At 42.4% G+C, this 23,324-nt stretch carries 26 protein-coding genes; 13 read left to right on the plus strand and 13 right to left on the minus strand.

All coding sequences use genetic code 11. The annotated features are described in order from the left end of the window. Window positions 1–242: 242 nt before the first annotated feature. Both EDC41_RS11660 and EDC41_RS11665 read right to left on the minus strand, forming a co-directional pair. Window positions 243–1,247, minus strand: a complete 1,005-nt coding sequence (locus EDC41_RS11660) for an ornithine carbamoyltransferase (RefSeq protein WP_006251996.1) — start codon at window positions 1,245–1,247, stop codon at window positions 243–245. A gap of 87 nt (window positions 1,248–1,334) precedes the next feature. Next, window positions 1,335–2,174 (minus strand): PhzF family phenazine biosynthesis protein, encoded by an 840-nt coding sequence (locus EDC41_RS11665; RefSeq protein WP_006249506.1) that lies wholly within the window; start codon window positions 2,172–2,174, stop codon window positions 1,335–1,337. Window positions 2,175–2,362: 188 nt separating this feature from the next. Between EDC41_RS11665 and EDC41_RS11670 the strand changes: the two genes are divergently transcribed. Further along, entirely contained in the window at window positions 2,363–3,697 is a 1,335-nt protein-coding gene (locus EDC41_RS11670; protein WP_006249507.1) for an anaerobic C4-dicarboxylate transporter, read from the plus strand. Window positions 3,698–3,776: 79 nt separating this feature from the next. Here the strand turns inward: EDC41_RS11670 and EDC41_RS11675 are convergent, their stop codons facing one another. After that, on the minus strand, window positions 3,777–4,187 hold the full coding sequence (locus EDC41_RS11675; RefSeq protein WP_006249508.1) for a DoxX family protein: 411 nt from the start codon (window positions 4,185–4,187) through the stop codon (window positions 3,777–3,779). A gap of 122 nt (window positions 4,188–4,309) precedes the next feature. Beyond that, window positions 4,310–4,987, minus strand: a complete 678-nt coding sequence (locus EDC41_RS11680) for a phosphoribosyltransferase family protein (RefSeq protein WP_006249509.1) — start codon at window positions 4,985–4,987, stop codon at window positions 4,310–4,312. Window positions 4,988–5,104: 117 nt separating this feature from the next. Here EDC41_RS11680 and EDC41_RS11685 point away from each other — a divergent pair, with 117 nt between their 5' ends. Beyond that, window positions 5,105–5,917, plus strand: coding sequence for a Cof-type HAD-IIB family hydrolase (locus EDC41_RS11685; RefSeq protein WP_006249510.1), 813 nt, complete (start codon window positions 5,105–5,107; stop codon window positions 5,915–5,917). A 47-nt stretch (window positions 5,918–5,964) separates the two neighbouring features. Here the strand turns inward: EDC41_RS11685 and EDC41_RS14105 are convergent, their stop codons facing one another. The 4 genes from EDC41_RS14105 to rplU all read right to left on the minus strand — a co-directional run bounded on the left by EDC41_RS14105 (window position 5,965) and on the right by rplU (window position 7,575). After that, window positions 5,965–6,234, minus strand: a complete 270-nt coding sequence (locus EDC41_RS14105; RefSeq protein WP_006251994.1) for an EamA family transporter — start codon at window positions 6,232–6,234, stop codon at window positions 5,965–5,967. Then, window positions 6,207–6,884: a DMT family transporter gene (locus EDC41_RS11695; protein ID WP_006251993.1), complete on the minus strand. Its 678-nt coding sequence runs from the start codon at window positions 6,882–6,884 to the stop codon at window positions 6,207–6,209. The genes EDC41_RS14105 and EDC41_RS11695 overlap by 28 nt, the downstream gene beginning before the upstream one ends. A 101-nt stretch (window positions 6,885–6,985) precedes the next feature. Further along, entirely contained in the window at window positions 6,986–7,243 is a 258-nt protein-coding gene (gene rpmA, locus EDC41_RS11700; protein ID WP_006249511.1) for a 50S ribosomal protein L27, read from the minus strand. Between the two features lie 20 nt (window positions 7,244–7,263). Continuing rightward, window positions 7,264–7,575, minus strand: coding sequence for a 50S ribosomal protein L21 (rplU, locus tag EDC41_RS11705; protein ID WP_006251992.1), 312 nt, complete (start codon window positions 7,573–7,575; stop codon window positions 7,264–7,266). A 277-nt stretch (window positions 7,576–7,852) separates the two neighbouring features. On the opposite strand from rplU, the gene ispB reads away from it, so the two are divergent. The 7 genes from ispB to mutM all read left to right on the plus strand — a co-directional run bounded on the left by ispB (window position 7,853) and on the right by mutM (window position 14,566). Beyond that, the gene (ispB, locus tag EDC41_RS11710; RefSeq protein ID WP_032844718.1) at window positions 7,853–8,851 is read left to right on the plus strand and encodes an octaprenyl diphosphate synthase; all 999 of its coding nucleotides are present in this window, start codon (window positions 7,853–7,855) and stop codon (window positions 8,849–8,851) included. A gap of 102 nt (window positions 8,852–8,953) precedes the next feature. Next, window positions 8,954–9,709, plus strand: coding sequence for an epoxyqueuosine reductase QueH (locus tag EDC41_RS11715; RefSeq protein ID WP_006251989.1), 756 nt, complete (start codon window positions 8,954–8,956; stop codon window positions 9,707–9,709). Between the two features lie 416 nt (window positions 9,710–10,125). After that, the gene (fabD, locus tag EDC41_RS11720) at window positions 10,126–11,061 is read left to right on the plus strand and encodes an ACP S-malonyltransferase (RefSeq protein WP_006250313.1); all 936 of its coding nucleotides are present in this window, start codon (window positions 10,126–10,128) and stop codon (window positions 11,059–11,061) included. Between the two features lie 16 nt (window positions 11,062–11,077). Continuing rightward, the gene (locus EDC41_RS11725) at window positions 11,078–11,542 is read left to right on the plus strand and encodes a hypothetical protein (protein WP_006250314.1); all 465 of its coding nucleotides are present in this window, start codon (window positions 11,078–11,080) and stop codon (window positions 11,540–11,542) included. Between the two features lie 20 nt (window positions 11,543–11,562). Further along, entirely contained in the window at window positions 11,563–12,285 is a 723-nt protein-coding gene (gene fabG / locus EDC41_RS11730) for a 3-oxoacyl-ACP reductase FabG (RefSeq protein ID WP_006251988.1), read from the plus strand. 112 nt (window positions 12,286–12,397) lie between these two features. Further along, window positions 12,398–13,696 (plus strand): branched-chain amino acid transport system II carrier protein, encoded by a 1,299-nt coding sequence (brnQ, locus tag EDC41_RS11735; protein ID WP_020824254.1) that lies wholly within the window; start codon window positions 12,398–12,400, stop codon window positions 13,694–13,696. Window positions 13,697–13,741: 45 nt separating this feature from the next. After that, entirely contained in the window at window positions 13,742–14,566 is an 825-nt protein-coding gene (mutM, locus tag EDC41_RS11740; RefSeq protein ID WP_006251986.1) for a bifunctional DNA-formamidopyrimidine glycosylase/DNA-(apurinic or apyrimidinic site) lyase, read from the plus strand. Window positions 14,567–14,648: 82 nt separating this feature from the next. Here the strand turns inward: mutM and dtd are convergent, their stop codons facing one another. The 3 genes from dtd to proA are packed head-to-tail and all read right to left on the minus strand — an operon-like array spanning window position 14,649 to window position 17,143. Then, window positions 14,649–15,083, minus strand: coding sequence for a D-aminoacyl-tRNA deacylase (dtd, locus tag EDC41_RS11745; RefSeq protein WP_006250318.1), 435 nt, complete (start codon window positions 15,081–15,083; stop codon window positions 14,649–14,651). Beyond that, complete coding sequence (locus tag EDC41_RS11750) at window positions 15,058–15,903, minus strand: virulence factor BrkB family protein (RefSeq protein ID WP_006251985.1); 846 nt, start codon at window positions 15,901–15,903, stop codon at window positions 15,058–15,060. The genes dtd and EDC41_RS11750 overlap by 26 nt, the downstream gene beginning before the upstream one ends. A 1-nt stretch (window position 15,904) precedes the next feature. Next, window positions 15,905–17,143, minus strand: a complete 1,239-nt coding sequence (gene proA, locus EDC41_RS11755; RefSeq protein WP_006251984.1) for a glutamate-5-semialdehyde dehydrogenase — start codon at window positions 17,141–17,143, stop codon at window positions 15,905–15,907. A gap of 283 nt (window positions 17,144–17,426) precedes the next feature. Between proA and mutL the strand changes: the two genes are divergently transcribed. Further along, a complete protein-coding gene (gene mutL / locus EDC41_RS11760) occupies window positions 17,427–19,310 on the plus strand; it encodes a DNA mismatch repair endonuclease MutL (protein ID WP_006251983.1) in 1,884 nt (627 codons plus the stop codon). A gap of 18 nt (window positions 19,311–19,328) precedes the next feature. Here mutL and EDC41_RS11765 read toward each other — a convergent pair whose 3' ends face one another. Both EDC41_RS11765 and EDC41_RS11770 read right to left on the minus strand, forming a co-directional pair. Next, the gene (locus EDC41_RS11765) at window positions 19,329–19,598 is read right to left on the minus strand and encodes a type II toxin-antitoxin system RelE/ParE family toxin (protein ID WP_006250322.1); all 270 of its coding nucleotides are present in this window, start codon (window positions 19,596–19,598) and stop codon (window positions 19,329–19,331) included. Continuing rightward, window positions 19,585–19,851: a type II toxin-antitoxin system RelB/DinJ family antitoxin gene (locus EDC41_RS11770; protein ID WP_006250323.1), complete on the minus strand. Its 267-nt coding sequence runs from the start codon at window positions 19,849–19,851 to the stop codon at window positions 19,585–19,587. The genes EDC41_RS11765 and EDC41_RS11770 overlap by 14 nt, the downstream gene beginning before the upstream one ends. Before the next feature lie 445 nt (window positions 19,852–20,296). Between EDC41_RS11770 and miaA the strand changes: the two genes are divergently transcribed. From miaA to hflX, 3 genes are all read left to right on the plus strand, one after another. Next, a complete protein-coding gene (miaA, locus tag EDC41_RS11775) occupies window positions 20,297–21,250 on the plus strand; it encodes a tRNA (adenosine(37)-N6)-dimethylallyltransferase MiaA (RefSeq protein WP_006251982.1) in 954 nt (317 codons plus the stop codon). A 68-nt stretch (window positions 21,251–21,318) separates the two neighbouring features. Beyond that, the gene (hfq, locus tag EDC41_RS11780; RefSeq protein WP_006250326.1) at window positions 21,319–21,591 is read left to right on the plus strand and encodes an RNA chaperone Hfq; all 273 of its coding nucleotides are present in this window, start codon (window positions 21,319–21,321) and stop codon (window positions 21,589–21,591) included. A 19-nt stretch (window positions 21,592–21,610) separates the two neighbouring features. Beyond that, on the plus strand, window positions 21,611–22,996 hold the full coding sequence (gene hflX, locus EDC41_RS11785; protein WP_006251981.1) for a ribosome rescue GTPase HflX: 1,386 nt from the start codon (window positions 21,611–21,613) through the stop codon (window positions 22,994–22,996). The last annotated feature ends 328 nt before the right edge of the window (window positions 22,997–23,324 follow it).

Raw genomic sequence — 23,324 nt, forward strand, 5'->3', positions numbered from 1 at the left:
TTTTTGTTTAGATTGATTTTTGACACTCATATTCTAAACGGGAAACTCTCACTTTTTAGAGTGAATTGTCAGATCAAGTCTGATCTTCTACAATTTAAAAGACTTACCCAAGATTTTTATTTGAATTTTTAATTTACTCCCCGGGTTAGTGTTTTCCACAAATCTTCTTCAGCTACGATGATCTAGCCTTAAGCTAAAAAGCAGATTACCACCCAAGATAATCCGCTTTTTAGACTTAGCTATTATGCCAAACTTGCTACCATTACCGCTTTAATAGTGTGCATTCGATTTTCTGCTTGCTCGAATGCCACATTCATTGGCGATTCAAACACCTCTTCGGTTACTTCAATGCCGTTTGCCAGTGCCGGATATTTTTCGGCGATCTCTTTACCGACTTTAGTTTCACTGTTGTGGAACGCCGGTAAGCAGTGCATAAATTTCACTTTCGGGTTGTCGGTTGCTTGCATTAATTCAGGCGTTACTCGGTAAGGCATTAATAAATCTATACGTTCAGTCCAGCTCTCTAGCGGTTCACCCATTGAAACCCAAACATCAGTATGCACAAAATCGACACCTTTAATTGCAGTCTCAATATCTTCGGTTACCGTCATTCTTGCCCCCGATTCAGCTGCAAATTTTTCACACATTTTCACGAATGCATCTTCCGGTAATAAGGCTTTCGGGGCACAAATTCGCACGTCCATCCCCAATTTCGCCCCAATCAACAGGAGTGAATTACCCATATTATTGCGAGCATCGCCGATATAGACATAACTGATTTGGCTAAGCGGTTTTTCGCAATTTTCGATCATCGTTAGCACGTCAGCCAACATTTGAGTTGGGTGGAATTCATCGGTTAAGCCGTTAAACACCGGCACGCCGGCATAATCGGCAAGCTCTTGTACTACCGATTGTTTAAAGCCGCGATATTGAATCGCATCATACATTCTGCCTAGCACTCGGGCGGTATCTTTCATTGATTCTTTATGCCCGATTTGCGAGGAGTTCGGGTCAATATAGGTAACGTGAGCCCCTTGATCGTAAGCTGCTACTTCAAAGGCACAACGAGTACGGGTCGAGGTTTTCTCAAAAATTAAGGCAATATTTTTGCCTTTTAATTTTTGCTGCTCAGTGCCAGCATATTTCACCCGTTTTAAATCTCTTGCTAAATCCAACAAAAAGCGAATTTCACGCTCAGTGTGGTTTACTAAACTGAGTAAATGTCTGTTTTTTAAGTTAAATGCCATTTTGTTTCTCCCTGTAAACATTAAAATTTATTTTATGCAAAATAATTGCATAAAAATTCACTTATAGCAAACAGAATTTGCTTACCCTCATTCGGGTAAATAAAACTCGCCTTTGCCGACTAAAATAACCTCTCCGCCAACAAAAATCTTCCCGTTTTGATCGACTTTTAATAACAGGCGATTCGGCCGTTGAATTTCATCACCTTGTGAGATCTGAAGCTGGATTGGTATTTTGCCTTGTGCAATGTGCCAACCGCCTAAATTTGCCGCTGCCGAACCGGTGCCGGGGTCTTCGACAATCGAACCTTGCGATTGAAAAAACAGTCGCACTTTCGCCTCATTTCCCTCACGACACCAAACATATACACTGTCTTTCAAAAATGCTTTTTCAGCCAGATTTGCATTTATTTTGCACTTTTCGACCGCTTGTTGAGAAGCTAACTCAACCAATAACTGCTCCACGCCGGTGTTTACATAACAAGGCTCGGACGCAATATCCGCAACATTCAGCCCCAATATTGAGGCACATTCTGCACGGCTTAGCGGTGTGTTTTCCAGGTTCACACCATTGGTTAAAGCAAAAGTAGTCACATTATGTTGATGTTGAATCGCTACCAATCCGGCATTAGTTTGCAAGCGATAGGTTGTTGGAAAATCAAAGGCGGAATGCAACACAAAAGCCGCTCCAACAGTTGGGTGGCCGGCGAACGGCATTTCATAATCAGGCGTAAAAATTTTGAGTTTTTTGACCGCTTGTGAATCGGTGGAAGATTGAATAAATACCACTTCAGAAAGGTTAAATTGGCGAGCAATAAGTTGCATTTGTAAGTCGGTTAATCCGTCCGCTTCATAAAATACTGCAAGCGGGTTGCCGCCAAAATGGCTTGTTGCAAACACATTCACCAGCAAATAAGGATAGCTCTGCATTTATCACTCCTTACATAAACTTAAAGCCACATTGGGCGAAAATTCTACCATTTTGGTGGCGAATCGTAAAATTGGAAAATTTATCGGTATCCCTCTTTAGAGTTAACTATTTTTGATTTATTTCAAAGTTTTAAAAAAAGATTAGGTTATACTTCTTTCTAGTGATTATTTTTTAATTTGAGGTTCTTATGCTTTATGCAGAATTTTTACTTTTATTAGCCTTTTTATATGCAGGTAGCCGTTACGGTGGCATCGGTTTAGGTGTGGTTTCCGGCATCGGCTTATTTGTTGAAGTGTTCTTCTTAGGAATGCCGCTTTCCGCTCCGCCAATTAGCGTGATGCTCGTGATTTTGGCTGTAGTTACTTGTGCCTCCATTCTAGAAGCCGCTGGCGGTTTGAAATTTATGTTGCAAGTTGCCGAACGCATTTTGCGTAGCAACCCAAAACGTATTACCTTTCTTGGCCCACTTGTCACTTATCTGATGACCTTAATGCTCGGCACAGGGCATTCGGTTTACTCTATTATGCCGATTATCGGTGATATTGCCTTAAAAAATAAAATTCGCCCGGAACGCCCGATGGCAGCAGCCTCTGTTGCTTCACAATTAGGTATTACCGGTAGCCCACTTTCTGCTGCAGTTGCCTATTACTTAACCGAAATCGTTAAATTACCGGGCTTTGAAGGGGTGACTTTATTGAATGTAGTCGGCGTAACCATCACCGCAACCTTCTGTGGTGTGATTGCGATGTCATTATATAGCTTACGTCGTGGTAAAGAGTTGGAAGACGATCCTGAGTATCAACGCCGTATGCAAGACCCTGAGCTACGCAAACAAATCGAGCAAACGAGTGCAACGTCTTTAGACGAAAAACTACCGGCAAGTGCGAAAAACTCGGTTTATCTGTTCCTAGCCGCTATTGCAACCATTGTGATTATTGCAATGATTCCGGCTATTAAACCAACGGTTGCTGCTACAGGAAAAGTTGCCGGTATGGATCAAATCATTCAAATCGTGATGCTAACTTTCGGGGGTTTAATCTTAATTTTAACTAAAACCGACCCGAAAAAAGTACCAAACGGCATCGTTTTCAAATCCGGTATGGTAGCAACCATTGCGATTTTCGGGATTGCTTGGATGAGTGATACTTACTTCACCCATGCAATGCCAGCGTTCAAAGAAGGGGTAACAGAAATGGTTCGAGCCCAACCTTGGACATTCGCCTTCGCCTTGTTTGCGGTATCTGTAGTAGTAAACAGCCAAGCCGTAACCGCAAAAATGTTATTACCGGTAGGCATTGCAATGGGCTTGCCTGCTCCATTATTAGTTGGTTTAATGCCGGCAACTTATGCTTACTTCTTTATTCCGAATTATCCGTCTGATATCGCAACCGTTAACTTTGACGTAACCGGTACAACTAAAATCGGTAAATATTACTTCAACCACAGCTTTATGGCTCCGGGTTTAGTTGGCGTAATTACTGCCTGTATTGTCGGTATCGCCGTTGCAAATGTGCTAATTTAATTTTAACAAAAAAACAAGCGGTCAGATTAAGTAAATTTTTTACCAAATCTGACCGCTTGATTATTTACTGCAAAACCAATTAGGCTTTGTTAAAGAGTTTTGCATCTAACGAGTATTTTCCGCCACCGATAAAAATATAGGTTAAGAATAATACCGAATACACGCCTGCTAATTCACCGCCGTTTAATAAAGGTAATAGCACATTGCCTTGAGCTCCGTGAGCAATAAAGAACGCGTATGCCATCATACCTGAAAGGATAAACGCTGTTTGGCGGGTAAATAGACCTAAAATAAAGAAAATTCCGCCCACAATTTCCAAAATACCGCCTACACCATAAATGGAGGCAAGGGGTACACTGCCGTTTCCGTTGGTCATCGACATTGGAAATTCAAAAAATTTCGCTGTGCCGTGTAATAAAAACATATAACCGGCAACAACACGGGTGATTAAAAACGCTAAAGGTTGTAAATTTGTTAAAGTAGAGTTCATTTGCTTTCCTTAAAATAAATTGTGATATAAAGGTCAATTGATTGAGGCAGGCATTCTATTTTAAAAACCTATACTTCACAATCCAGCCGTCATGAAATAGATTATTTACCATTAATAAACAATTAGGCTCTCGCTAACACCCAAACCTGAATTTCTACTACTCCAGCTTTGAGTAACTCGGCACAAATTACATTTAAGGTGGAACCTGTGGTGAGCACATCATCAACAATCGCCACTCGTTTATAGGCTTTTAACGGTTGATAGAAAAATGCCCCACGCAGATTTTTCCGCCGTTCAGCAGCGGTCAATTCTCTTTGTGAGACGGTTGCTCTCACACGTTGTAAACTCTGGGTATCCAGCGGAATCTGTAACCACTTCGATAACCAATCACACAATAATTCGCTTTGATTAAACCCTCTTTTCCAATGTCTGTGCCAAAAAAGTGGTACAGGCATAATCACTTCAGGCAAGCTCAGAACCTGTTCCCTTTGAGCTTGTTTGATTGCCAGCAGCAATTGTCGGGCAAGGGCTTGATCCCACCAATATTGCTGCTGGAACTTAAATTGATGTACCCAATGTGAAAGTGGCGCTCGGTATTCATTTACCCTCACTAATTTATGCCACTTCGGTTCATTTTTCAAACAATAGCCACAAGCGTTTCGAAACTCCACCGCACTCATTCCACAATGACGACAATAAGGGGTTGGTTTTAGCAATTTTTGGCAATGGCTGCAAATGCCTTGCACGCCAATAGCGAGTGGATGATTACAATGAAAGCAACGGAAGCCGAATAAATTCACATTTCCTCCTTTTATTTGCAGATTATCAAATTTAGCCTTATTTTTTCCGGCTATTTTTGTGACATCGCTCGAAAAAAGAGTAAAATCTCATTATCAGTAAATAAAAAGGAAACCGAGATGAAATCCCTCCAAAAACCGATCAAAATTGTCTTTTTCGATATTGATGACACCCTCTATGTAAAACATAAAGCCTATATTCCAAAATCAATTACCGAGCAGGTATTACCTCGTTTAAAAGCCAAAGGCATTATTCCGGCCATTGCCACCGGCAGAAATCACGGCTGTTTTCCTGAAGCTCTCAAACCTTATTTAAACCCTGAAATCGGTTTTGAGCTGTTTGTTACCATTAACGGGCAATATAATTTCTATAAAGATCAAATAATTAGTGATTATTCGTTAAGCCGTGAGCAAATTGAACGTATTATCGAAAAAGCGAATGCTTTGGGTATTCTGTATGCCTTTATTACGCCAATGACGATTGCAGTTTCCGAAACCAATCCGATTGTGCACGAAGCGGTTTTACCGATCACACCGAATTATTTGATCGATCCACACTACTACGAAAAAGAGAAAATTGTGCAAATGTTACTGTTCTACACCGAAGAGCAGAAACAAGCGGTCGAAAATAGTGGCATTTTTGCAAATGATTTAAAAGAGGCTCGCTGGCACCCCAATGCGGTAGATATTCTGCGAAAAGAAAATTCGAAAGCTCGTGGCATTCAAGATGTATTAGCAACCTTGAATATTGAGATTGAAAGTGCGATGGCATTTGGCGATGGTATTAACGACTTGGAAATGCTCCCGACCGTAGGTGTTGGTGTGGCAATGGGTAATGGCGTGCCGGAATTAAAAGCGGTGGCAGATTTCATCACCAAGCCGCTTGAGGAAGACGGCATTCTATACGCTCTTGAAACTCTTGAGGTGATTTAAAAGCAAGCGGTTGTAAGTTTTTCTCCATTTACAACCGCTTGTAGTTTCTAATTACGCCTAAATAGCTTATCGCCTGCAATCGCTAAAATCGCCCCACTGACGACCACCAACGCCCCAAGATAACTGATCCAATTCATATCCGGCTTGGCAAAAATATGCGGATAAAAATAGTAGCTAAGGTTGGAAAAGATCATCGTAAAAATCGGCAACATCGTGGTTACAATGCTAACCTTTGAAGTATCCCAATGATTCAACGCCTCACCGTATGAACCGTAGCCAATTAAGGTGTTCAACAGCAATAAATAAAGCAACCCCACAGAAAACCATCCTCAAGATTGCCTAACTGTGCCGGTGAGGCAAACGGTAACATCAGCAGAGAACAGCCGATGTAAATAATAAACAGCACTTGCTGAGAGTTAAATTTCGCTAATAATAATTTTTGAGCCACGCCGTATAGCACCCAAATCAAGCTGGCTCCGGCACTCAATAACACTCCGAGAGCGTAGGTGTTGAGCTGTAAAATTTCAGCAAATTTATCGTTAAAAAATGCGACAAGCCCTGCAATCAATAACACAAATCCAATCTTTTGAAACAAGCCGAACTTTTCCTTAAACAATAATACGCCTAGTAGAATCATCGAAAATGGAGCTAACTGCCACAATACTTGGTTAATGGTGGGCGAAACATAGTGTAGAGCCTCTGCAAACAAAAAGAAATTTGCCGACAGACCACACACCCCTAACAAAATTAAACCGAGTTCTTTTTTGCTACAAGCGGTCAATTTGGGTAAACGTTTTGCAAATCCTAGAATCAGCAATAGCCCTACTGATGCCACAACGAACCTAACCCAAACTAAAGTTTGGGCATCTATCACTTTCAATACTTGCTGGGCGGCAATCGGTAGCGTTCCCCAGGTCATTGCTGCGGTTAATGCAAGTGAAAAGCCAAGTAAGGGGCGTTGTTTCATCGTGGAAATTCCTTTTTCTATTCTATGTTTCTATATTTTAGAAAGATTGAGATACAAAAAAACCCCGCCATTGGCGAGGTCTCTTATTGATTTTGAAATGATTAGTCAGCAATGATGCTTACATATTTACGGCTTTTCTCGCCTTTCACTTCAAATTTAACTTTACCGTCAGCAGTTGCAAATAAAGTGTGGTCTTTACCCATACCTACATTTGAACCTGCGTGGAATTTAGTACCACGTTGACGAACGATAATGCTACCTGCTAATACAGATTCACCACCGAAACGTTTAACACCAAGGCGTTTAGCTTCAGAATCACGACCGTTACGAGTTGAACCACCAGCTTTTTTAGTTGCCATCTTCTAGATCTCCTCTGAAATTATGCTTGAATCCCAGTGATTTTCACTTCTGTGAACCACTGACGATGACCTTGTTGTTTACGGCTGTGTTTACGACGACGGAACTTAACGATTTTAACTTTCTCGCCACGACCTTGTGCTACAACTTCAGCCACTACTTTTGCACCTGCTACAACCGGTGCACCGATTTTAACATCTTCACCGTTAACGACCATTAACACTGAGTCAAATTCAACTTTCTCACCAGTTGCAAGTTCAAGTTTTTCTAAACGAACTACTTGACCTTCACTTACTCGGTGTTGTTTGCCGCCACTTTGGAAAACTGCGTACATATTTACTCCGCTATGTGCCAACTGCTTTTGCTTTTAGGCACTAAATTAATTCATAAAAATAGGGTTGCAATTCTACGGAAAAAGATTCGAAAGAGCAAGAGCGATTTTGAGAATTTTTTGAAATTTGCAAAAAATGGTAAAAATACTACCGCTTGTTTCAACTGCGACTAAAAAACAATAGACTGCTCCGATTTTACAACAAAATCATAATTCTTTTTTGAACACAGGCTAAATTAAGGTAGAATCTACTCAATTTTCGTCTTACTTTATGGATTCGATGGCTGTGCAACTTTTTTCTTTAGAACAAATTCAAGCCCTTGCGAATGAAGATATGCAAGCGGTAAATGCCGAAATTTTAGCTCAACTTAATTCCGAAGTGCTACTGATTAACCAGCTCGGACATTATATCATCGCAGGCGGTGGGAAACGTATTCGCCCGTTAATTGCGGTGCTTGCGGCTCGTGCCTTGGGTTATCGTGGTAAAAAGCATATCACGGCGGCTGCTTTTATTGAGTTTGTGCATACTGCTACACTTTTGCACGATGATGTAGTCGATGAATCCGATATGCGTCGTGGCAGACCAACCGCAAACGCCCATTTTGGCAATGCGGCTAGTGTATTGGTAGGGGATTTCATCTATACCCGTTCGTTCCAGATGATGACGGATTTAGACTCTCTGCGTGTGTTAAAAGTGATGTCTGCCGCCACCAATGCGTTGGCAGAAGGGGAAGTTCAGCAATTAATGAACGTGAACGACCCAAACACCACTGAAGCGAACTATATGCGGGTCATTTACAATAAAACCGCCCGCTTGTTTGAAGCCGCCACTCAATGCGTGGCGATTGTGGCTGATGCTTCTGAGGAAATTGAAACCGCATTAAAAAATTACGGTTGCTACTTAGGCACGGCATTCCAGCTGATTGACGATATTTTAGACTACTCCGCTCAAAGCGAAAGTTTAGGCAAAAACGTAGGCGATGACTTTGTGGAAGGTAAGCCAACCTTGCCATTGCTCCACGCAATGCACGCTGCCGACAAAGCAGGCAAAACTACTCAAGCAGAGCTGATTCGCAATGCTATCGAAAACGGCGGCGAATTGGAACAAATTCCACAAGTATTGGCAATTATGCAAGAACATCAATCTCTGGATTATGCCATGCAAAAAGCCCGTGAAGAAGCCCAAAAAGCGGTGGATTCATTAGGGGTTTTACCGGAAAGCGAGTACAAACAAGCCTTGGTTTCATTGGCGTATTTATCGGTGGATCGCTCTTATTAATTTGCAAAAAATCATATAAATTTAACCACTTGTAGGGGCAAATGATATTTGCCCCATAACCTATAATTCTTTTGGGCAAATGTTATTTGCCCCAACATAACAATGACTGAACAAAACCAACAAAACCAACAACCCCAAGAACATATTGAAAGCGTACGAGCGAGACGCCGTGCTCAAAATCAGAAAAAAGACCCGAATGCCCCGTTTGTGCGTGAGAAATTAACGCTGCCAAACGGGCATAACAAATTACTACTGCACTCTTGCTGTGCCCCTTGCTCGGGTGAGGTAATGGAGGCTATTCACGCCTCCGGCATTGAGTTTACGATCTATTTTTATAACCCGAACATTCACCCGCTGAAAGAGTATTTGATCCGCAAGGAAGAGAATATTCGCTTTGCCGAAAAGTGGGGTATTCCGTTTATCGATTTAGACGATGACTACGAAAACGACCGAAAAGAGTGGTTCAAAAAAGCCAAAGGAATGGAATGGGAGCCGGAACGAGGCATTCGTTGCACAATGTGCTTTGATATGCGGTTTGAAAAAGCAGCGGAATACGCTCACAACAACGGTTTCCCTGTATTTACCAGTTGCTTAGGCATTTCCCGATGGAAAGATATGAACCAAATCAACGACTGTGGTCACCGTGCAGCAGCCAAATTTGATGACGTGGTTTACTGGGACTACAACTGGCGTAAAGGCGGCGGCTCACAACGAATGATCGAAATCAGCAAACGTGAACGTTTCTACCAGCAAGAATACTGCGGTTGCGTCTATTCGTTAAGAGATAGCAACAAATGGCGGTTGGAAACAGGGCGTCAGCGGATTGAAATCGGTAAGCTCTATTACTCACCCGATTAAATGTTACTTTTCTTTGCTTCGCCAAAGAAAAGTAACCAAAAGAAAGGCGGCCCGAACTTCGCTTAGTTACGATTTCCTTAACGGAAAATTTGTAAACTCGCTACGCTCAAACAGTACAAATTTTCCTAGAAATCGCAAGTCGCTCAGACGGGACAAGCGGTACATTATTCAAAATTTTTTACAAAATATAGTGATGTACTCTTCCCTTCTGAACCGCCCGAACGTGTTTGAATTGGTAGGAAAATTTACTCTGAGCGAAGCGAATGTAAATTTTCCGTGAAACCAATTCAAACTAAGTGAGGATAAGCGGTGAAGTAGGGGTGTTTCTTTGGTTACTTTCTTTGCACAAGCAAAGAAAGTAACGAAAACTCAGATATAGATTTCAACTTAAAAATTTACAGAAGGAATAATAACAAATGTCAAAATTCGCTATGGTTTTCCCCGGTCAAGGCTCACAAGCGGTTGGAATGCTTGCCGACCTTGCGCCACAATATCCAATCGTGGAAGAAACCTTCAAACAAGCAAGTGATGTGCTTGGCTATGACTTATGGGATTTAGTGCAAAACGGTACTGCCGAAGAGTTAGGGCAAACCCACCGCACTCAACCTGCGTTGCTTGCCTCAAGCGTGGCACTTTTCCGCATTTGGCAACAAAAATTCCCTGAGCAAAAACCAGCCGTGATGGCAGGGCATAGTTTGGGTGAATACTCAGCGTTGGTGTGTGCCGGTGTGTTGGATTTCCAAGATGCGATTAAATTGGTCGAGTTGCGTGGTCGTGCAATGCAAGAAGCCGTGCCGGCAGGCAGCGGTGCGATGTTTGCGATTATCGGTTTAGATAACGAAAGCATTATTAAAGCGTGCGAGCAAGCAGCAAGCGAGACCGGTGAAATTGTCTCTGCGGTAAACTTTAACAGCCCGGGGCAAGTTGTGATTGCCGGCACAAAAGCAGCGGCAGAAAAAGCAGGAGAATTGTGTAAAGCCGCAGGTGCAAAACGCGCGTTACCATTAGCGGTGAGCGTACCTTCACACTGTGCTTTAATGAAACCGGCGGCAGAAAAATTAGCCGAAGCCTTGCAAAATATTGAGCTAAATCAACCGCTTGTCCCTGTTATCAACAACGTGGATGTGGCAGTGGAAACAGATGCCGATACCATTCGTAATGCACTTGTTCGCCAACTTTACAGCCCTGTTCGTTGGACGGAAACCGTTGAAAAAATGGCACAAGATGGCATCACTACTTTATATGAAATCGGGCCAAACAAAGTCCTAACCGGTTTAGCAGGTCGTATTGTAAAAGAATTATCAGCCAAAGCGGTAAATGATGTTGCCAGCTTTGAGGCGGTTGAGGCTTAATTTTCGGGAGCGTAAAATGAGTAAAGAAACCCTATTTATGCTAATAAGTGCATTGATTGCCTTAGTGATTTTACCTTTAGCTTATACTGTTGGTATCGCTAAAGAAACATTAGGCGGAAATATGGGAATGTTATCCATTGCTGCCGGTTGCTCATTTTTAGCCTATTTTTTAAGTCTAAACCCGAAAATTCGCCACGCCTTTATCGGAGGTTCAGCTATTACAGCTGCTGCTATTCAAGCTTGGGTATTATATGGTGTGCTATTAAGCGAAAATGACCCCAAAAGTGCGGTCGTTTTATTTCAAATTTATCTGTTTAGTAGTTTAGGGCCACTGTTTTTTTCAGCTATTTGGGCATTTACTCGCCCACGTTGGATTTACCCTAAACAAGGTAGTGCGGTGAAATATGCCTTATTTGGTGGCTTAACGACCGTGATAAACTACTTGATTACCCTTTTTATTTTTTATATTCTGACGTTATAACGTCATACTAAGGAGAATTTATGAGCAAAATCGCATTAGTTACAGGGGCAACCCGTGGAATCGGCAAAGCGATTGCCGAAGAATTGGTAGCAAAAGGCTACATCGTAGTCGGCACCGCAACCTCTGAAAAAGGGGCGGAATCTATTTCAGCTTATTTAGGCGAGAACGGCAAAGGCTTAGTGCTAAATGTTGCCGATGCAGAGTCGATTGAGAGCGTATTAAAGCAGATCAAAGAGACCTTTGGCGATGTGGACGTGTTAGTCAATAACGCCGGCATTACCCGTGACGGCTTATTAATGCGTATGAAAGATGAGGATTGGTTCGACATCATTCAAACTAACTTAACTTCGGTTTATCGTTTATCCAAAGCGGTATTACGCCCGATGATGAAAAAAGGCGGACGCATTATCACGATCGGTTCTGTGGTCGGCTCAATGGGCAACTCGGGGCAAACCAACTACTGTGCTGCCAAAGCAGGCTTAGTTGGTTTTTCTAAATCTTTAGCGAAAGAAGTAGCAAGCCGCGGCATTACGGTAAACGTGGTTGCTCCGGGCTTTATCGCCACTGATATGACCGATGAGCTAACCGAAGATCAGAAAAATGCGATTTTAAGCCAAATTCCTGCCGGTGAACTCGGTTCTCCACAAGATATTGCCAAAGCAGTCGCTTTCTTAGCCAGCGATGATGCCCGTTATATCAACGGTGAAACCATTCACGTTAATGGCGGTTTATATATGAGCTAATCCGCTACAAGCGGTCTTTTTTCAACCGAGCTTTGTAAATTCAGAGTTCGGTTTTGTTATTTGTTATTTTGTGTTATCACCTGCTTTATAGGTGAAAAAGTGTGAATATGTTATGACTAGAAATACATTAGTAGTAGGCTTTTTATTGTTTGCTATTTTCTTTGGTGCCGGCAATCTGATTTTCCCACCAAAATTAGGTTATGAAAGTAGTACAGAATTTTTCTCAGCCATTTCAGGCTTTGTTTTAACTGGAGTAGGGCTTCCTCTACTCGGTATTATCGTCAGTGCATTTTATAATGGAGGCTATAAATCTGCATTAGACAAAATCCACCCTTGGTTTTCTTTAGCATTCCTAACTTCTATCTATTTAGCGATCGGTCCATTCTTTGCCGGTCCGCGCACGGCAGCAACTGCCTATGAAATGGCGATAATGCCGTTTTTAGGGGATTCCAGCCAAGTGTCAATGTTAATTTTTACCTTAATTTACTTTGCCTTTACCCTATGGTTAGCGCTAAATCCAAATAAAATGGTTGATCGCATTGGTGCAATTCTTACCCCGATCTTGCTTATAACCATCATTGGATTAGTTATTCGAGCCGGCTTTATTTTAGATACCGATCCACAAATCACTACGCCTAATACGAATGAACAATCTTACTTTTTTAAAGGTATGGTTGATGGCTATCTAACTATGGATGCACTTGCTTCGTTAGCCTATTCGGTAATTGTATTAAATGCTATTCGTGGGAAAGGGGTAAGCCAAGCCGCATTACAACGCCAAACAGTTTCTGCCGGCTTAGTTGCAGCAGTTGCTCTAGCTGTAATTTATATTTCATTGGGTTGGATTGGTAATAATATGCCAATTAGTGCAGACACACTTTCGATGTTATCAGAAAGAAAATTGGATCTAGGTACTTACATTCTTAACACTGTGACTACCCAAGCCTTCGGTGAACTCGGACGTAGTGTCTTAGGAGTGATTGTTTCACTTGCCTGTTTAACCACTGCTGTCGGTTTAGCCGTATCAGTCAGTGAATACTTTAATGAAATTTTCCCGAAAATTTCATATAAAGTTTATGCTATCTTATTTACTGTGATTAGTTTTACTGTTGCTAACCAAGGATTAAAAGAAGTTATTAGCAAATCCATTCCGGTATTATTAGTTCTCTACCCAATAGCAATGACTGTCATTTTAATGTTGCTGATTAATTTAGTGATTAAACTTCCGTTGTCTGCACAACGTCTATCACTCCTATTAGTGACAATTGTAGCGATAGCTTCAGTTGCCGGTGTCGGGTTTACCGAAAACTTGCCTCTAAAATCCTACTCGATGGAATGGCTACCTTTCGCTATCATTGGAGCTATTATTGGAGCAATTATCCACCCGCTTACCGGTCGAAAGCATAAATAAAGTAAAGGCAGTGAGCATTCACTGCCTCTTTTTTAGGAGAGAATAATGCCTGAATTACCCGAAGTTGAAACCAGCGTTCGTGGTGTATCGCCCTATTTGGTTGGGCAAACTATTGAACAAATCATCGTTCGTCAGCCAAAGTTACGTTGGGCGGTGAGTCCTGAATTAAGCCAAATGGCAGGGGCAAAAATTACCGCAGTAGAAAGACGTGCCAAATATCTGATTATCCGCACCGACAAAGGCGATATTTTGGTGCATCTAGGAATGTCCGGCTCGCTCAGGATTTTGTCTCAAACCGCCGATATCGCTTTCGGTAAGCACGACCATATCGATTTAGTCACCACCAATGGCACAATTTTACGCTACAACGACCCTCGCAAATTCGGTTGTTGGCTATGGGCAGAAAAAGCAGAAGATCACGAACTGTTGCGTAAACTCGGGCCTGAACCGCTTTCAAACGATTTCACAGCAGATTACTTATTTGCAAAAAGCCGCAAAAAAACGACCGCTTGTAAAACCTTTATTATGACTAATGAAGTGGTTGTTGGGGTGGGGAATATCTATGCGTGCGAAAGTTTATTTATGGCAGGCATTCACCCTGAGCTTGCAGCACAAAACCTGACTAAAAAACAGTGCGAACGTTTAGTAAAAACCATCAAAGAAGTACTAACGAAAGCGATTATTCAAGGCGGCACAACACTGAAAGATTTTATCCAACCTGATGGCAAACCGGGCTATTTCTCTCAAGTGTTGCAAGTGTATGGAAGAAAAGGGGAAGCCTGTAATGACTGCGGAAAGACAATTGAAACCAAAGTAATCGGGCAGCGTAATACCTATTTTTGCCCGAAGTGTCAGAGATTGCCGAAATAATCTAATAATAAACTCTCTCCCCCTGAGGGAGAGAGACAGCTTGTTGAAACGTTAAGTGAAACAAGCAGAGAGAGGGTAAAACCTAAACCTGCAACCAAAAGGTAACAGGCCCGTCATTTTGTAGGCTGACTTGCATATCGGCTGCAAATTGTCCGGTTTGGGTGTGAATTTTAGTGGCGGCTTGTTGATGAAAGTAAGCATACAAACGTTCGGCATCAACCGGGCTTGCCCCTTTTGAGAAACTAGGACGCAAGCCTTTATTGGTATCCGCCGCAAGGGTAAACTGTGAAACCACTAATAAGCTGCCACCGGCTTGCTGTACGTTTAAATTCATTTTCCCCTCGCTATCCGAAAACACCCGATAATTCAGCACTTTTTCCAGTAGCTTATCTGCTTTCGCTTCATCATCGTCTTTTTCCACACCGAGCAACACCAACAAACCGCTTGCAATTTCGCCAACGACTTGCCCTTCAACCTCCACTTTTGCGAATTTAACCCGCTGAATTAAGCCTATCATTAACGCTCCCCTTATCTGTTTCCATTTCGTCTAAAACCGCCGCAAATTGTCCGCCAAGTAATACCACCTGCCAACTTAACTGAATCCATAACAGCATAATCGGTAACACCGCTAATGCTCCATAAATTGCCTGATAAGACGGAAAAGCAGTAATATACCAAATAAAGGCTTTCTTCCCTAAGGTAAAGAAAATCGCTGCCATTAATGCCCCGATAGCAGCGTGTATAAATTTTACCTTTCTAATCGGAATAAATTTATACACTAAGGTAAAAAGTAACCAAATTAATAAAAACGGCGTCAATTCTAATAAATGCTGCCCGAGCGATAACGCCCCACTTCCATTAAAAATAGAAAGCGACATCACATAGGTGCTAATTGCAATACTCGCGCCGGCAAGCAGCGGCCCAAACAGCAAAATGAGAAAATAAAGCAAAAAAGAGAACCACATCGGGCGCTGACGATTATCGTGCCAAATGGTATTCAATGCTTCATCAATACTCTTAATCAGCATAATAGTAACCACAAATAAGCCGATAAAACTCACCAGCCCCATTTGTTTAGCATTACTGACAAACAACTCAATGTATTCCGACACCATCTCGCTCGCACTCGGGGCAAAGTTGTCATAAATGAACGCTTTTAACTGCTCGTTTGCTTCGTGGAAAATCGGAAAAAAGGTAAAAATGGAAAACAGCACGACAATAAACGGCACTATCGCCAGCATTGTGCTATAAGTGAGATAACCGGCTGAAATCGCAATGTTATTTTCATTGTAACGCTTGGCAAAGAGCTTAATAAATCTCCACAGTCGATTTAACATCTTAACCTCTCACCAAATAATCGCCTTCACACACCCATTTGTAGGTGGTTAAGGCTTCTAATCCCATCGGGCCTCGTGCGTGTAATTTCTGCGTGCTAACTGCCACTTCTGCCCCTAAACCAAACTCACCACCATCGGTAAAACGGGTGCTGGCATTAATATAAACCGCCGTGGCATCAACCTGTTGTACAAATTGACGGGCAAGTTGATAATCGGAGGTTAAAATCCCCTCTGAATGCTGCGAACCATAATGGCGGATATGCTCTACCGCTTGTTGCAGGTCATTCACCACCACCACGTTAAGATCAAGCGATAACCACTCTTGGCTCAATTTTGCTTGATCAAGCGGTTCAATTCCTTCAATTTTTTGCAAATCGTTACTGTGAATAGTAACGCCAAGCTGTTGCATTTTGGCGACCAATTTCGGCAAAAATTCCACCGCAATCGCTTTTTCCACCAACAGCGTTTCCAGCGTATTGCAAGTGCTTGGGCGTTGCGTTTTGGCATTAGCGATGACCTCTAGAGATTTCTCCTGATCCGCTGTTTTTTCCACAAACAGATGACAAACCCCAATCCCCCCCACAATCACCGGAATGGTCGAATTTTCTTTACAGAATTGATGTAAACCTGCACCGCCTCGAGGGATCACCATATCAATGTAGCGATCTAGCTTCAATAGTTCCAATAATAAGGCTCGATCCGGATCCGTCACCGCTTGCACTGCCAATTTCGGCAAGCCGGCTTTTTCTAACGCATCTTGCACTACATCAACCAACACAGCATTGGTAAATTTGGTCTCTTTACCGCCACGCAAAATCACTGCATTGCCGGTTTTTAGGCATAATGATGCCACATCAATGGTCACATTCGGGCGAGCTTCGTAAATGGTTAAAATCACCCCGAGCGGCACACGCTGGCGTTCGATTTTCAAACCGCTGTCTAACACGCCACCGTCCATCACCTGCCCCACCGGATCCGCTAATTTGGCAACATTTCGCACATCGTTAGCAATGTCTTTTAGCCGATCTTCATTCAATAATAAGCGGTCAATAATCGCCAATGAAATCCCTTGTGCTTGAGCAAATTCAATATCTTTGGCATTAGCGTATAAAATTTCTTCTGCACGTTGCTCAAGGCTATCGGCAATCGTGAGTAAGGCTTGGTTTTTCTGTAGGTTGCCAAATTGAGCCAGCTCAAAACTAGCTTGTTTGGCTTGCTGGGCAAGTTCTATCATCTGCATAAATTAGGTCTCATTTAATCAATATTCTCCATAATCTAACACGTTCTTTTATGTGAAGAAATATGCAAAAGCCAAGAAAATTGGATAAAATGGGGGAATTTTAAAACATTACGCAATTCCCCTCTCCCTGATTTTTCTCCTGAACGGAGAAAAATCTATCCCTCTCCTACAAGGGGAGAGGGTAGAATTTAACTCTCTCCCCTTGTGGGAGAGAGACCGCCTACAGATTCGTTCAGAATCTGTAGGCAGAGAGAGGGGTAAAAACATATAAAACTTAAACAAAATGATAAACACTACCCCTAAACAGCTAATCCACATTCTTCCGCCTCAACTGGCAAACCAAATTGCTGCCGGCGAGGTGGTGGAACGCCCTGCGTCTGTGGTAAAGGAGCTAGTGGAAAACAGTTTAGATGCCGGAGCCAATACTATTCAAATCGACATTGAAAAAGGCGGCTCTCAGCTTATCCGCATTCGAGATAACGGTTGTGGTATCAGCAAGCAAGATTTACCGCTGGCACTTGCTCGCCACGCTACGAGCAAAATCAGCAGCTTGGAAGATTTAGAAGCCATTTTAAGTTTAGGCTTTCGGGGCGAAGCATTGGCAAGTATCAGCTCGGTTTCACGTTTAACACTGACCTCTCGTACCGCAGAGCAAACCGAAGCATGGCAAGCCTATGCACAAGGGCGGGAAATGGCGGTGGAAATTCAGCCTGCCTCACACCCGATTGGCACAACCATTGAAGTAGCAAATCTGTTTTTTAACACACCGGCACGGCGTAAATTTCTACGCACCGATAAAACCGAATTTGCCCATATTGACGAGGTGGTTCGCCGCATTGCCCTTGCCAAGCCGAATATCAGTTTCAGCTTAAGCCATAATGGTAAAATCGTCCGCCAATATCGCAAAGTGCAAGACAATTCGGTAGAGCAGCAACAAAAACGGGTTGCAGCCATTTGCGGTGATGAGTTTATTCAACATTCAACTTATATTGACTGGCAACACGGGGATCTGCACCTGCACGGCTGGGTTGGCTCACCGGCTCTTGCCCGTCTGCAAAACGACCTTTGCTACAGCTATGTGAACGGGCGAATGATGCGGGATAAAACCATCAATCACGCCATTCGCCAAGCCTACGGCGACAGCATTGCAAGTGGTTACTATCCGGCTTTTGTGATCTTTTTGGATTTAGATCCGACAATGGTTGATGTAAACGTTCACCCGGCTAAACACGAGGTGCGCTTTCATCAAGGAAGACTGGTACACGACTTTATTTTGCAAGGCGTACTCAACAGCCTGCAACAAACCCAACCTACGCTTGAACTGCGAAATGAAGTGAACGAGCCGTTACCGAGCTATATTCAAGACACTAACCGCCAAGCTGCGGGGCAAAATATTTTTGTGTCGCAAACCGCTCCACAAGCGGCCGAATTTACGCAAAAAAATGCAAGTCGATCAAGCTATACGCCTAAATTTGAACGAAGCAACAGTGTGAGTTCGTCCGCTCAAAAATGGTATAAGGAATTGGTTGGTGGCGATTTGCACCAAACAACGCCAACTATCAAAACGCAAAGCACGCTTGTTGAGCCAAAAACAGAACCCCAAACTGAACATAAAACAGAAGCCGTTTCGCAAAAAATTACGCAAATTGCACCGCTTGCAAGCCACCATTCACAAGCCTTAGCGATTGTAAAAAACCAAGCGGTGTTAATTAAAGAAGAGGAAAATTTTTACCTGCTTCCACTGGCAACATTAGCCGAGCTTAAACTCAAGCTACAACTGGAAAAAGGGCAATCTCAAGCGTTGTTGATCCCACTGAATCTCAGTTTAGATCAACAACAAACCGAACGCTGGCAACAAACCAAAGAAGAACTAACTGAGCTTGGCTTTTCGATCAGCGAAAAACAGTGGCAAGCCCAAACACGGCTCACAGTGCTTTCCGTACCACAGGCTGTCAGAGAACAAAACCTGCAACAGCTTTTATTTGCTCTGTTCAACCAAACACAAGCGGTCAATTTAGCCGAATTTTTTGCAAAAAAATGCGAAAAACCCACCGCTTGTACGCTAAGTGACGTGATTGCTCTACTCTCAGAAATTGAGCTTTATGCCAATGGGAAAAAAGAGCTGGAGGGAATAAGGAAGGAAGTGGATTTTTCCAAGTTTTTATAGTCTAAAGGGCAATACCCTTTAGCCAAATAAATGAGAGTGGCTGCCAATTCGCAGCAGCTCTAGCTTATCATCTTCCACTTTTCGATAGATAAGAACCAAATCAGGTTGGATATGGCAATCCCTAAAGCCTTTCCATTCGCCGGTTAAAGCGTGATCGCAGTATTTCTCAGGTAATGGCTTGTCATTAATCAGAAAATACAACGCCTCAATTAATGAAGAGGATAAAGACTCAACCGCACATTTTTTATAGTCACGTTTAAAAGCATTACTATACTCAATCTCTCGCATTGAGTTGCTCCATTAAATCCGCAATACTATTTGCTGAATGTAGCTTTTCCTCGCCATTCTTAACAGCCCTTAATACTTCTGCTGTCTCAAAATTAGGCTGATAATCAAACTGAAAACGTTTTTCTGTTGCGATTTTCGCTAATGTCATTCGCATCACATCAGAGACAGTCAAGCCGATACCGGCTAACACCTCACTTGCTTGCTCTTTAATTTCAGGGCTGATTCTTACGCTTACTAATGCACTATTTGCCATCAAAAACTCCTTTTGTATATCAAATGATATACAAAATAACATTTAACAAAAAATTGTGCAATAAAAAAGAAATTCAAAGAAAAGAAATGAATAGTTAAAATTAGCTCGTTACAAGAAATCATTGAGTTACTCAAGAAATCAAGGTAATATAAAGAAGTCTGGGCGGAACACGAACCCGCCCCTAGCATCTAGCCGCTTACAAGAACAGATAGATTAGTTGAAAGAGCGTGAAAATTTCAACTGCTGCACACAGAAACCCAAGTGCAACTAAAATCAATAGTAGTTCTTTCATTGTAAGCCTCCTTAGTGCTACTAAGGATGATTTAGGCTCAGGCTACTGCGAATAGCCCTAACGAGCCTACCAGTAGCAGTAGCACAATCAGGATTGTAACAAAAAAGCTGTGAATTTCACGGCTTTTTTTGTATCTATATACAGTATATTAATATGAATAAAAAACCCCTTGCCCTTTTTTTAATGGGGCCGACTGCCTCCGGGAAAACCGATTTAGCTATTGCTTTACGCCAAGAATTGCCGATTGAAGTAATCAGTGTCGATTCTGCCTTAATTTACAAAGGAATGGATATTGGCACGGCAAAGCCAAGCAAGGAAGAGCTTGCCCTTGCACCGCATCGCTTGATTGATATTTTAGACCCTGCCGAGAGCTATTCGGCGATGAATTTCCACGCTGATGCGTTGCGTGAAATGGCAGATATTACCTCACAGGGTAAAATTCCGCTCTTGGTGGGTGGCACAATGCTTTATTACAAGGCATTGCTTGAAGGGTTATCTCCCCTGCCCTCTGCCGATCCAGCCATTCGGGCTGAAATCGAAAGCCGAGCGGCACAACACGGCTGGGCAACATTGCATCAAGAATTAGTGAAAATCGACCCGATTGCCGGTGCAAGAATTAACCCAAATGACAGCCAACGGATCAACCGAGCGTTAGAAGTTTTTTACATTACCGGCAAAACGATGACCGAACTTACTGCTCAGCAAGGTGAGGCTCTACCTTATAATATCTTACAATTTGCAATCGCTCCTCAAGATCGTGCAGTTCTACACCAACGGATTGAACAACGCTTTCACAAAATGATTGAGCTAGGCTTTGAAGAGGAGGTCAAGCGGTTATTTTTACGCAAAGATTTGCATATTAATTTGCCCTCGATTCGCTGTGTGGGCTACCGCCAAATGTGGGAATATTTGCAAGGCGATATTTCGCTCGATGAGGCGATCTTTAAAGGCATTTGTGCCACCCGCCAGCTGGCAAAACGGCAGATTACTTGGCTGCGTGGCTGGCAAGGCGAACTGACTTGGTTAGATAGTTTAGCTCCGACCAGTTCTAAAGCAAAAATGGTGGAAAAGATCGATCATTATTTAAAGAATTGTGATAATATCTAAACGCCTTTGGCACTTATCGCATTATTTGGTGTCTTAAAAATCACACAACTATAAAAAGGAAAATAACAATGGCAAAAGGTCAATCTTTACAAGATCCATATTTGAATGCACTTCGTCGTGAGCGTATTCCTGTTTCAATTTATTTAGTTAACGGCATTAAATTACAAGGTCAGATCGAGTCGTTCGACCAATTTGTGATTTTATTAAAAAACACTGTAAGCCAAATGGTGTATAAACACGCTATTTCAACGGTTGTTCCTGCCCGTGCGTTATCGCATAACAATAACAACCAAGCCCAACACGCTCAGCCTGCTGCCGAAGTAACTGAACAAGCGGAATAATAACATTATTACTCAACCAATGTTAAACGAATCATTGCCAAACTCAGAAGAAAATTCTGCGTTTGGCTTTGCTTTATCTGAAGCAAGCCAAACTACAGAAGCCGCCTCGCCTACCGATCCAGAAAATCAAGATAAAGCCATTTTGGTGCATCTCTATCTCGGGCAACATAAAGATGTTGAAAATTTGCTGGAATTTAAAACGCTGGCAGAATCTGCCGGTGTCGAAGTGCTGGCAACGCTTACCACCAGCCGCCAAAGTCCGCATATCAAATATTATGTGGGGCAAGGCAAAGCGGAGGAAATTGCCGAAGCGGTAGAACAACTCGGGGCAACAGTAGTGCTGGTGAACCATCAACTTAGCCCGGCTCAGACCCGTAATTTGCAATCGTTATGCGGCTGCCGTGTGGTGGATAGAACCGGCTTGATTTTGGATATTTTCGCTCAACGGGCAAGATCGCACGAAGGCAAACTACAAGTCGAGCTGGCACAACTTCGCCATTTATCGACCCGTTTGGTTCGCCGAGTTACTAATCAAGACCAACAAAAAGGCGGAGCAGTTGGCTTGCGTGGTCCAGGTGAAACACAGCTCGAAACCGATCGCCGTTTGATTAAAGTGCGAATCCAACAGTTACTCAACCGCTTGGAAAAAGTCAGCAAGCAACGCAATCAAAATCGAAAAACCAGACAAAAAGCCGATATTCCAACAGTATCCTTAGTGGGCTATACCAATGCCGGCAAATCTACCCTGTTTAATGCGATTACCCAAGCTGGTGTTTATGCTGCCGATCAACTTTTTGCGACCCTTGACCCGACTTTACGCCGGATTCAGGTGCAAGATGTCGGCACGACAATTCTTGCCGATACGGTAGGTTTTATCCGTTTTCTACCGCACGATTTAGTTTCAGCCTTTAAATCTACTCTGCAAGAAACCACCGAAGCTACTTTACTGCTCCACGTCATTGACGGCTCAGACGAACGCAAAAACGAAAATATTGATGCGGTAAATCAAGTGCTGGACGAAATCGGAGCGTTAGATATTCCTACTTTATTAGTATTCAATAAAATCGATAAATTAGAGGATGTAGAACCGCATATTGAACGCAATGCTGATGCTATGCCAGTTGCGGTGTATCTTTCCGCCCAAGAAAATAGCGGCATTGAGCTGTTATTCCAAGCCATTCAAGAAAGGCTTCGCAGTAACTTAGTGTGTGAAAACTTGCTCCTCCCGGTTACTGCCGGTGCAATTTACGCACAATTTAAAACAGAAAACTGCATTAAAACCGAGCATTTTAATGAGTTCGGTGAACGGATGATCTATATTGAAATTAACGAAGTGCAATGGAACAAATGGGTGAAACAATTTCCGGATCTAGCCGAATATATTGAACTGGCAAAATGGGGGTAATTAATCTCACTTCTGAGTAAGTTATATTTAAATTATGCAAGCGGTCAATTCTTTACGTTTTTTTGCAAAAAAGTGTAAAGAATTGACCGCTTGTTTTATCCATTAAATCCAATTTAGCCAATAAAAAATCCCTCAAATAAACCAGATTTCCCCGTTCTATTTGAAGGATTTTATTTATTCTTCCCCAAAAGTGGGGAAGAAAAGCTTAATCAAGCAGTTACTACCACTGATACCTGTAGAAGATCAGACTTGATCTGACAATTCACTCTAAAAAGTGAGAGTTTCCCGTTTAGAATATGAGTGTCAAAAATCAATCTAAACAAAAAGG

This window comes from Mannheimia haemolytica (assembly GCF_004342115.1).
Classification (GTDB): domain Bacteria; phylum Pseudomonadota; class Gammaproteobacteria; order Enterobacterales; family Pasteurellaceae; genus Mannheimia; species Mannheimia haemolytica.

Bases quoted from the DNA above. Each gene is read 5' to 3' on its own strand.
- EDC41_RS11660 (WP_006251996.1), bottom strand. From the start codon at position 1,247: ATGGCATTTAACTTAAAAAACAGACATTTACTCAGTTTAGTAAACCAC.
- EDC41_RS11665 (WP_006249506.1), bottom strand. From the start codon at position 2,174: ATGCAGAGCTATCCTTATTTGCTGGTGAATGTGTTTGCAACAAGCCAT.
- EDC41_RS11670 (WP_006249507.1), top strand. From the start codon at position 2,363: ATGCTTTATGCAGAATTTTTACTTTTATTAGCCTTTTTATATGCAGGT.
- EDC41_RS11675 (WP_006249508.1), bottom strand. From the start codon at position 4,187: ATGAACTCTACTTTAACAAATTTACAACCTTTAGCGTTTTTAATCACC.
- EDC41_RS11685 (WP_006249510.1), top strand. From the start codon at position 5,105: ATGAAATCCCTCCAAAAACCGATCAAAATTGTCTTTTTCGATATTGAT.
- EDC41_RS11695 (WP_006251993.1), bottom strand. From the start codon at position 6,884: ATGAAACAACGCCCCTTACTTGGCTTTTCACTTGCATTAACCGCAGCA.
- rpmA (WP_006249511.1), bottom strand. From the start codon at position 7,243: ATGGCAACTAAAAAAGCTGGTGGTTCAACTCGTAACGGTCGTGATTCT.
- rplU (WP_006251992.1), bottom strand. From the start codon at position 7,575: ATGTACGCAGTTTTCCAAAGTGGCGGCAAACAACACCGAGTAAGTGAA.
- ispB (WP_032844718.1), top strand. From the start codon at position 7,853: ATGGCTGTGCAACTTTTTTCTTTAGAACAAATTCAAGCCCTTGCGAAT.
- EDC41_RS11715 (WP_006251989.1), top strand. From the start codon at position 8,954: ATGACTGAACAAAACCAACAAAACCAACAACCCCAAGAACATATTGAA.
- fabD (WP_006250313.1), top strand. From the start codon at position 10,126: ATGTCAAAATTCGCTATGGTTTTCCCCGGTCAAGGCTCACAAGCGGTT.
- EDC41_RS11725 (WP_006250314.1), top strand. From the start codon at position 11,078: ATGAGTAAAGAAACCCTATTTATGCTAATAAGTGCATTGATTGCCTTA.
- fabG (WP_006251988.1), top strand. From the start codon at position 11,563: ATGAGCAAAATCGCATTAGTTACAGGGGCAACCCGTGGAATCGGCAAA.
- brnQ (WP_020824254.1), top strand. From the start codon at position 12,398: ATGACTAGAAATACATTAGTAGTAGGCTTTTTATTGTTTGCTATTTTC.
- mutM (WP_006251986.1), top strand. From the start codon at position 13,742: ATGCCTGAATTACCCGAAGTTGAAACCAGCGTTCGTGGTGTATCGCCC.
- dtd (WP_006250318.1), bottom strand. From the start codon at position 15,083: ATGATAGGCTTAATTCAGCGGGTTAAATTCGCAAAAGTGGAGGTTGAA.
- EDC41_RS11750 (WP_006251985.1), bottom strand. From the start codon at position 15,903: ATGTTAAATCGACTGTGGAGATTTATTAAGCTCTTTGCCAAGCGTTAC.
- proA (WP_006251984.1), bottom strand. From the start codon at position 17,143: ATGCAGATGATAGAACTTGCCCAGCAAGCCAAACAAGCTAGTTTTGAG.
- mutL (WP_006251983.1), top strand. From the start codon at position 17,427: ATGATAAACACTACCCCTAAACAGCTAATCCACATTCTTCCGCCTCAA.
- EDC41_RS11765 (WP_006250322.1), bottom strand. From the start codon at position 19,598: ATGCGAGAGATTGAGTATAGTAATGCTTTTAAACGTGACTATAAAAAA.
- EDC41_RS11770 (WP_006250323.1), bottom strand. From the start codon at position 19,851: ATGGCAAATAGTGCATTAGTAAGCGTAAGAATCAGCCCTGAAATTAAA.
- miaA (WP_006251982.1), top strand. From the start codon at position 20,297: ATGAATAAAAAACCCCTTGCCCTTTTTTTAATGGGGCCGACTGCCTCC.
- hfq (WP_006250326.1), top strand. From the start codon at position 21,319: ATGGCAAAAGGTCAATCTTTACAAGATCCATATTTGAATGCACTTCGT.
- hflX (WP_006251981.1), top strand. From the start codon at position 21,611: ATGTTAAACGAATCATTGCCAAACTCAGAAGAAAATTCTGCGTTTGGC.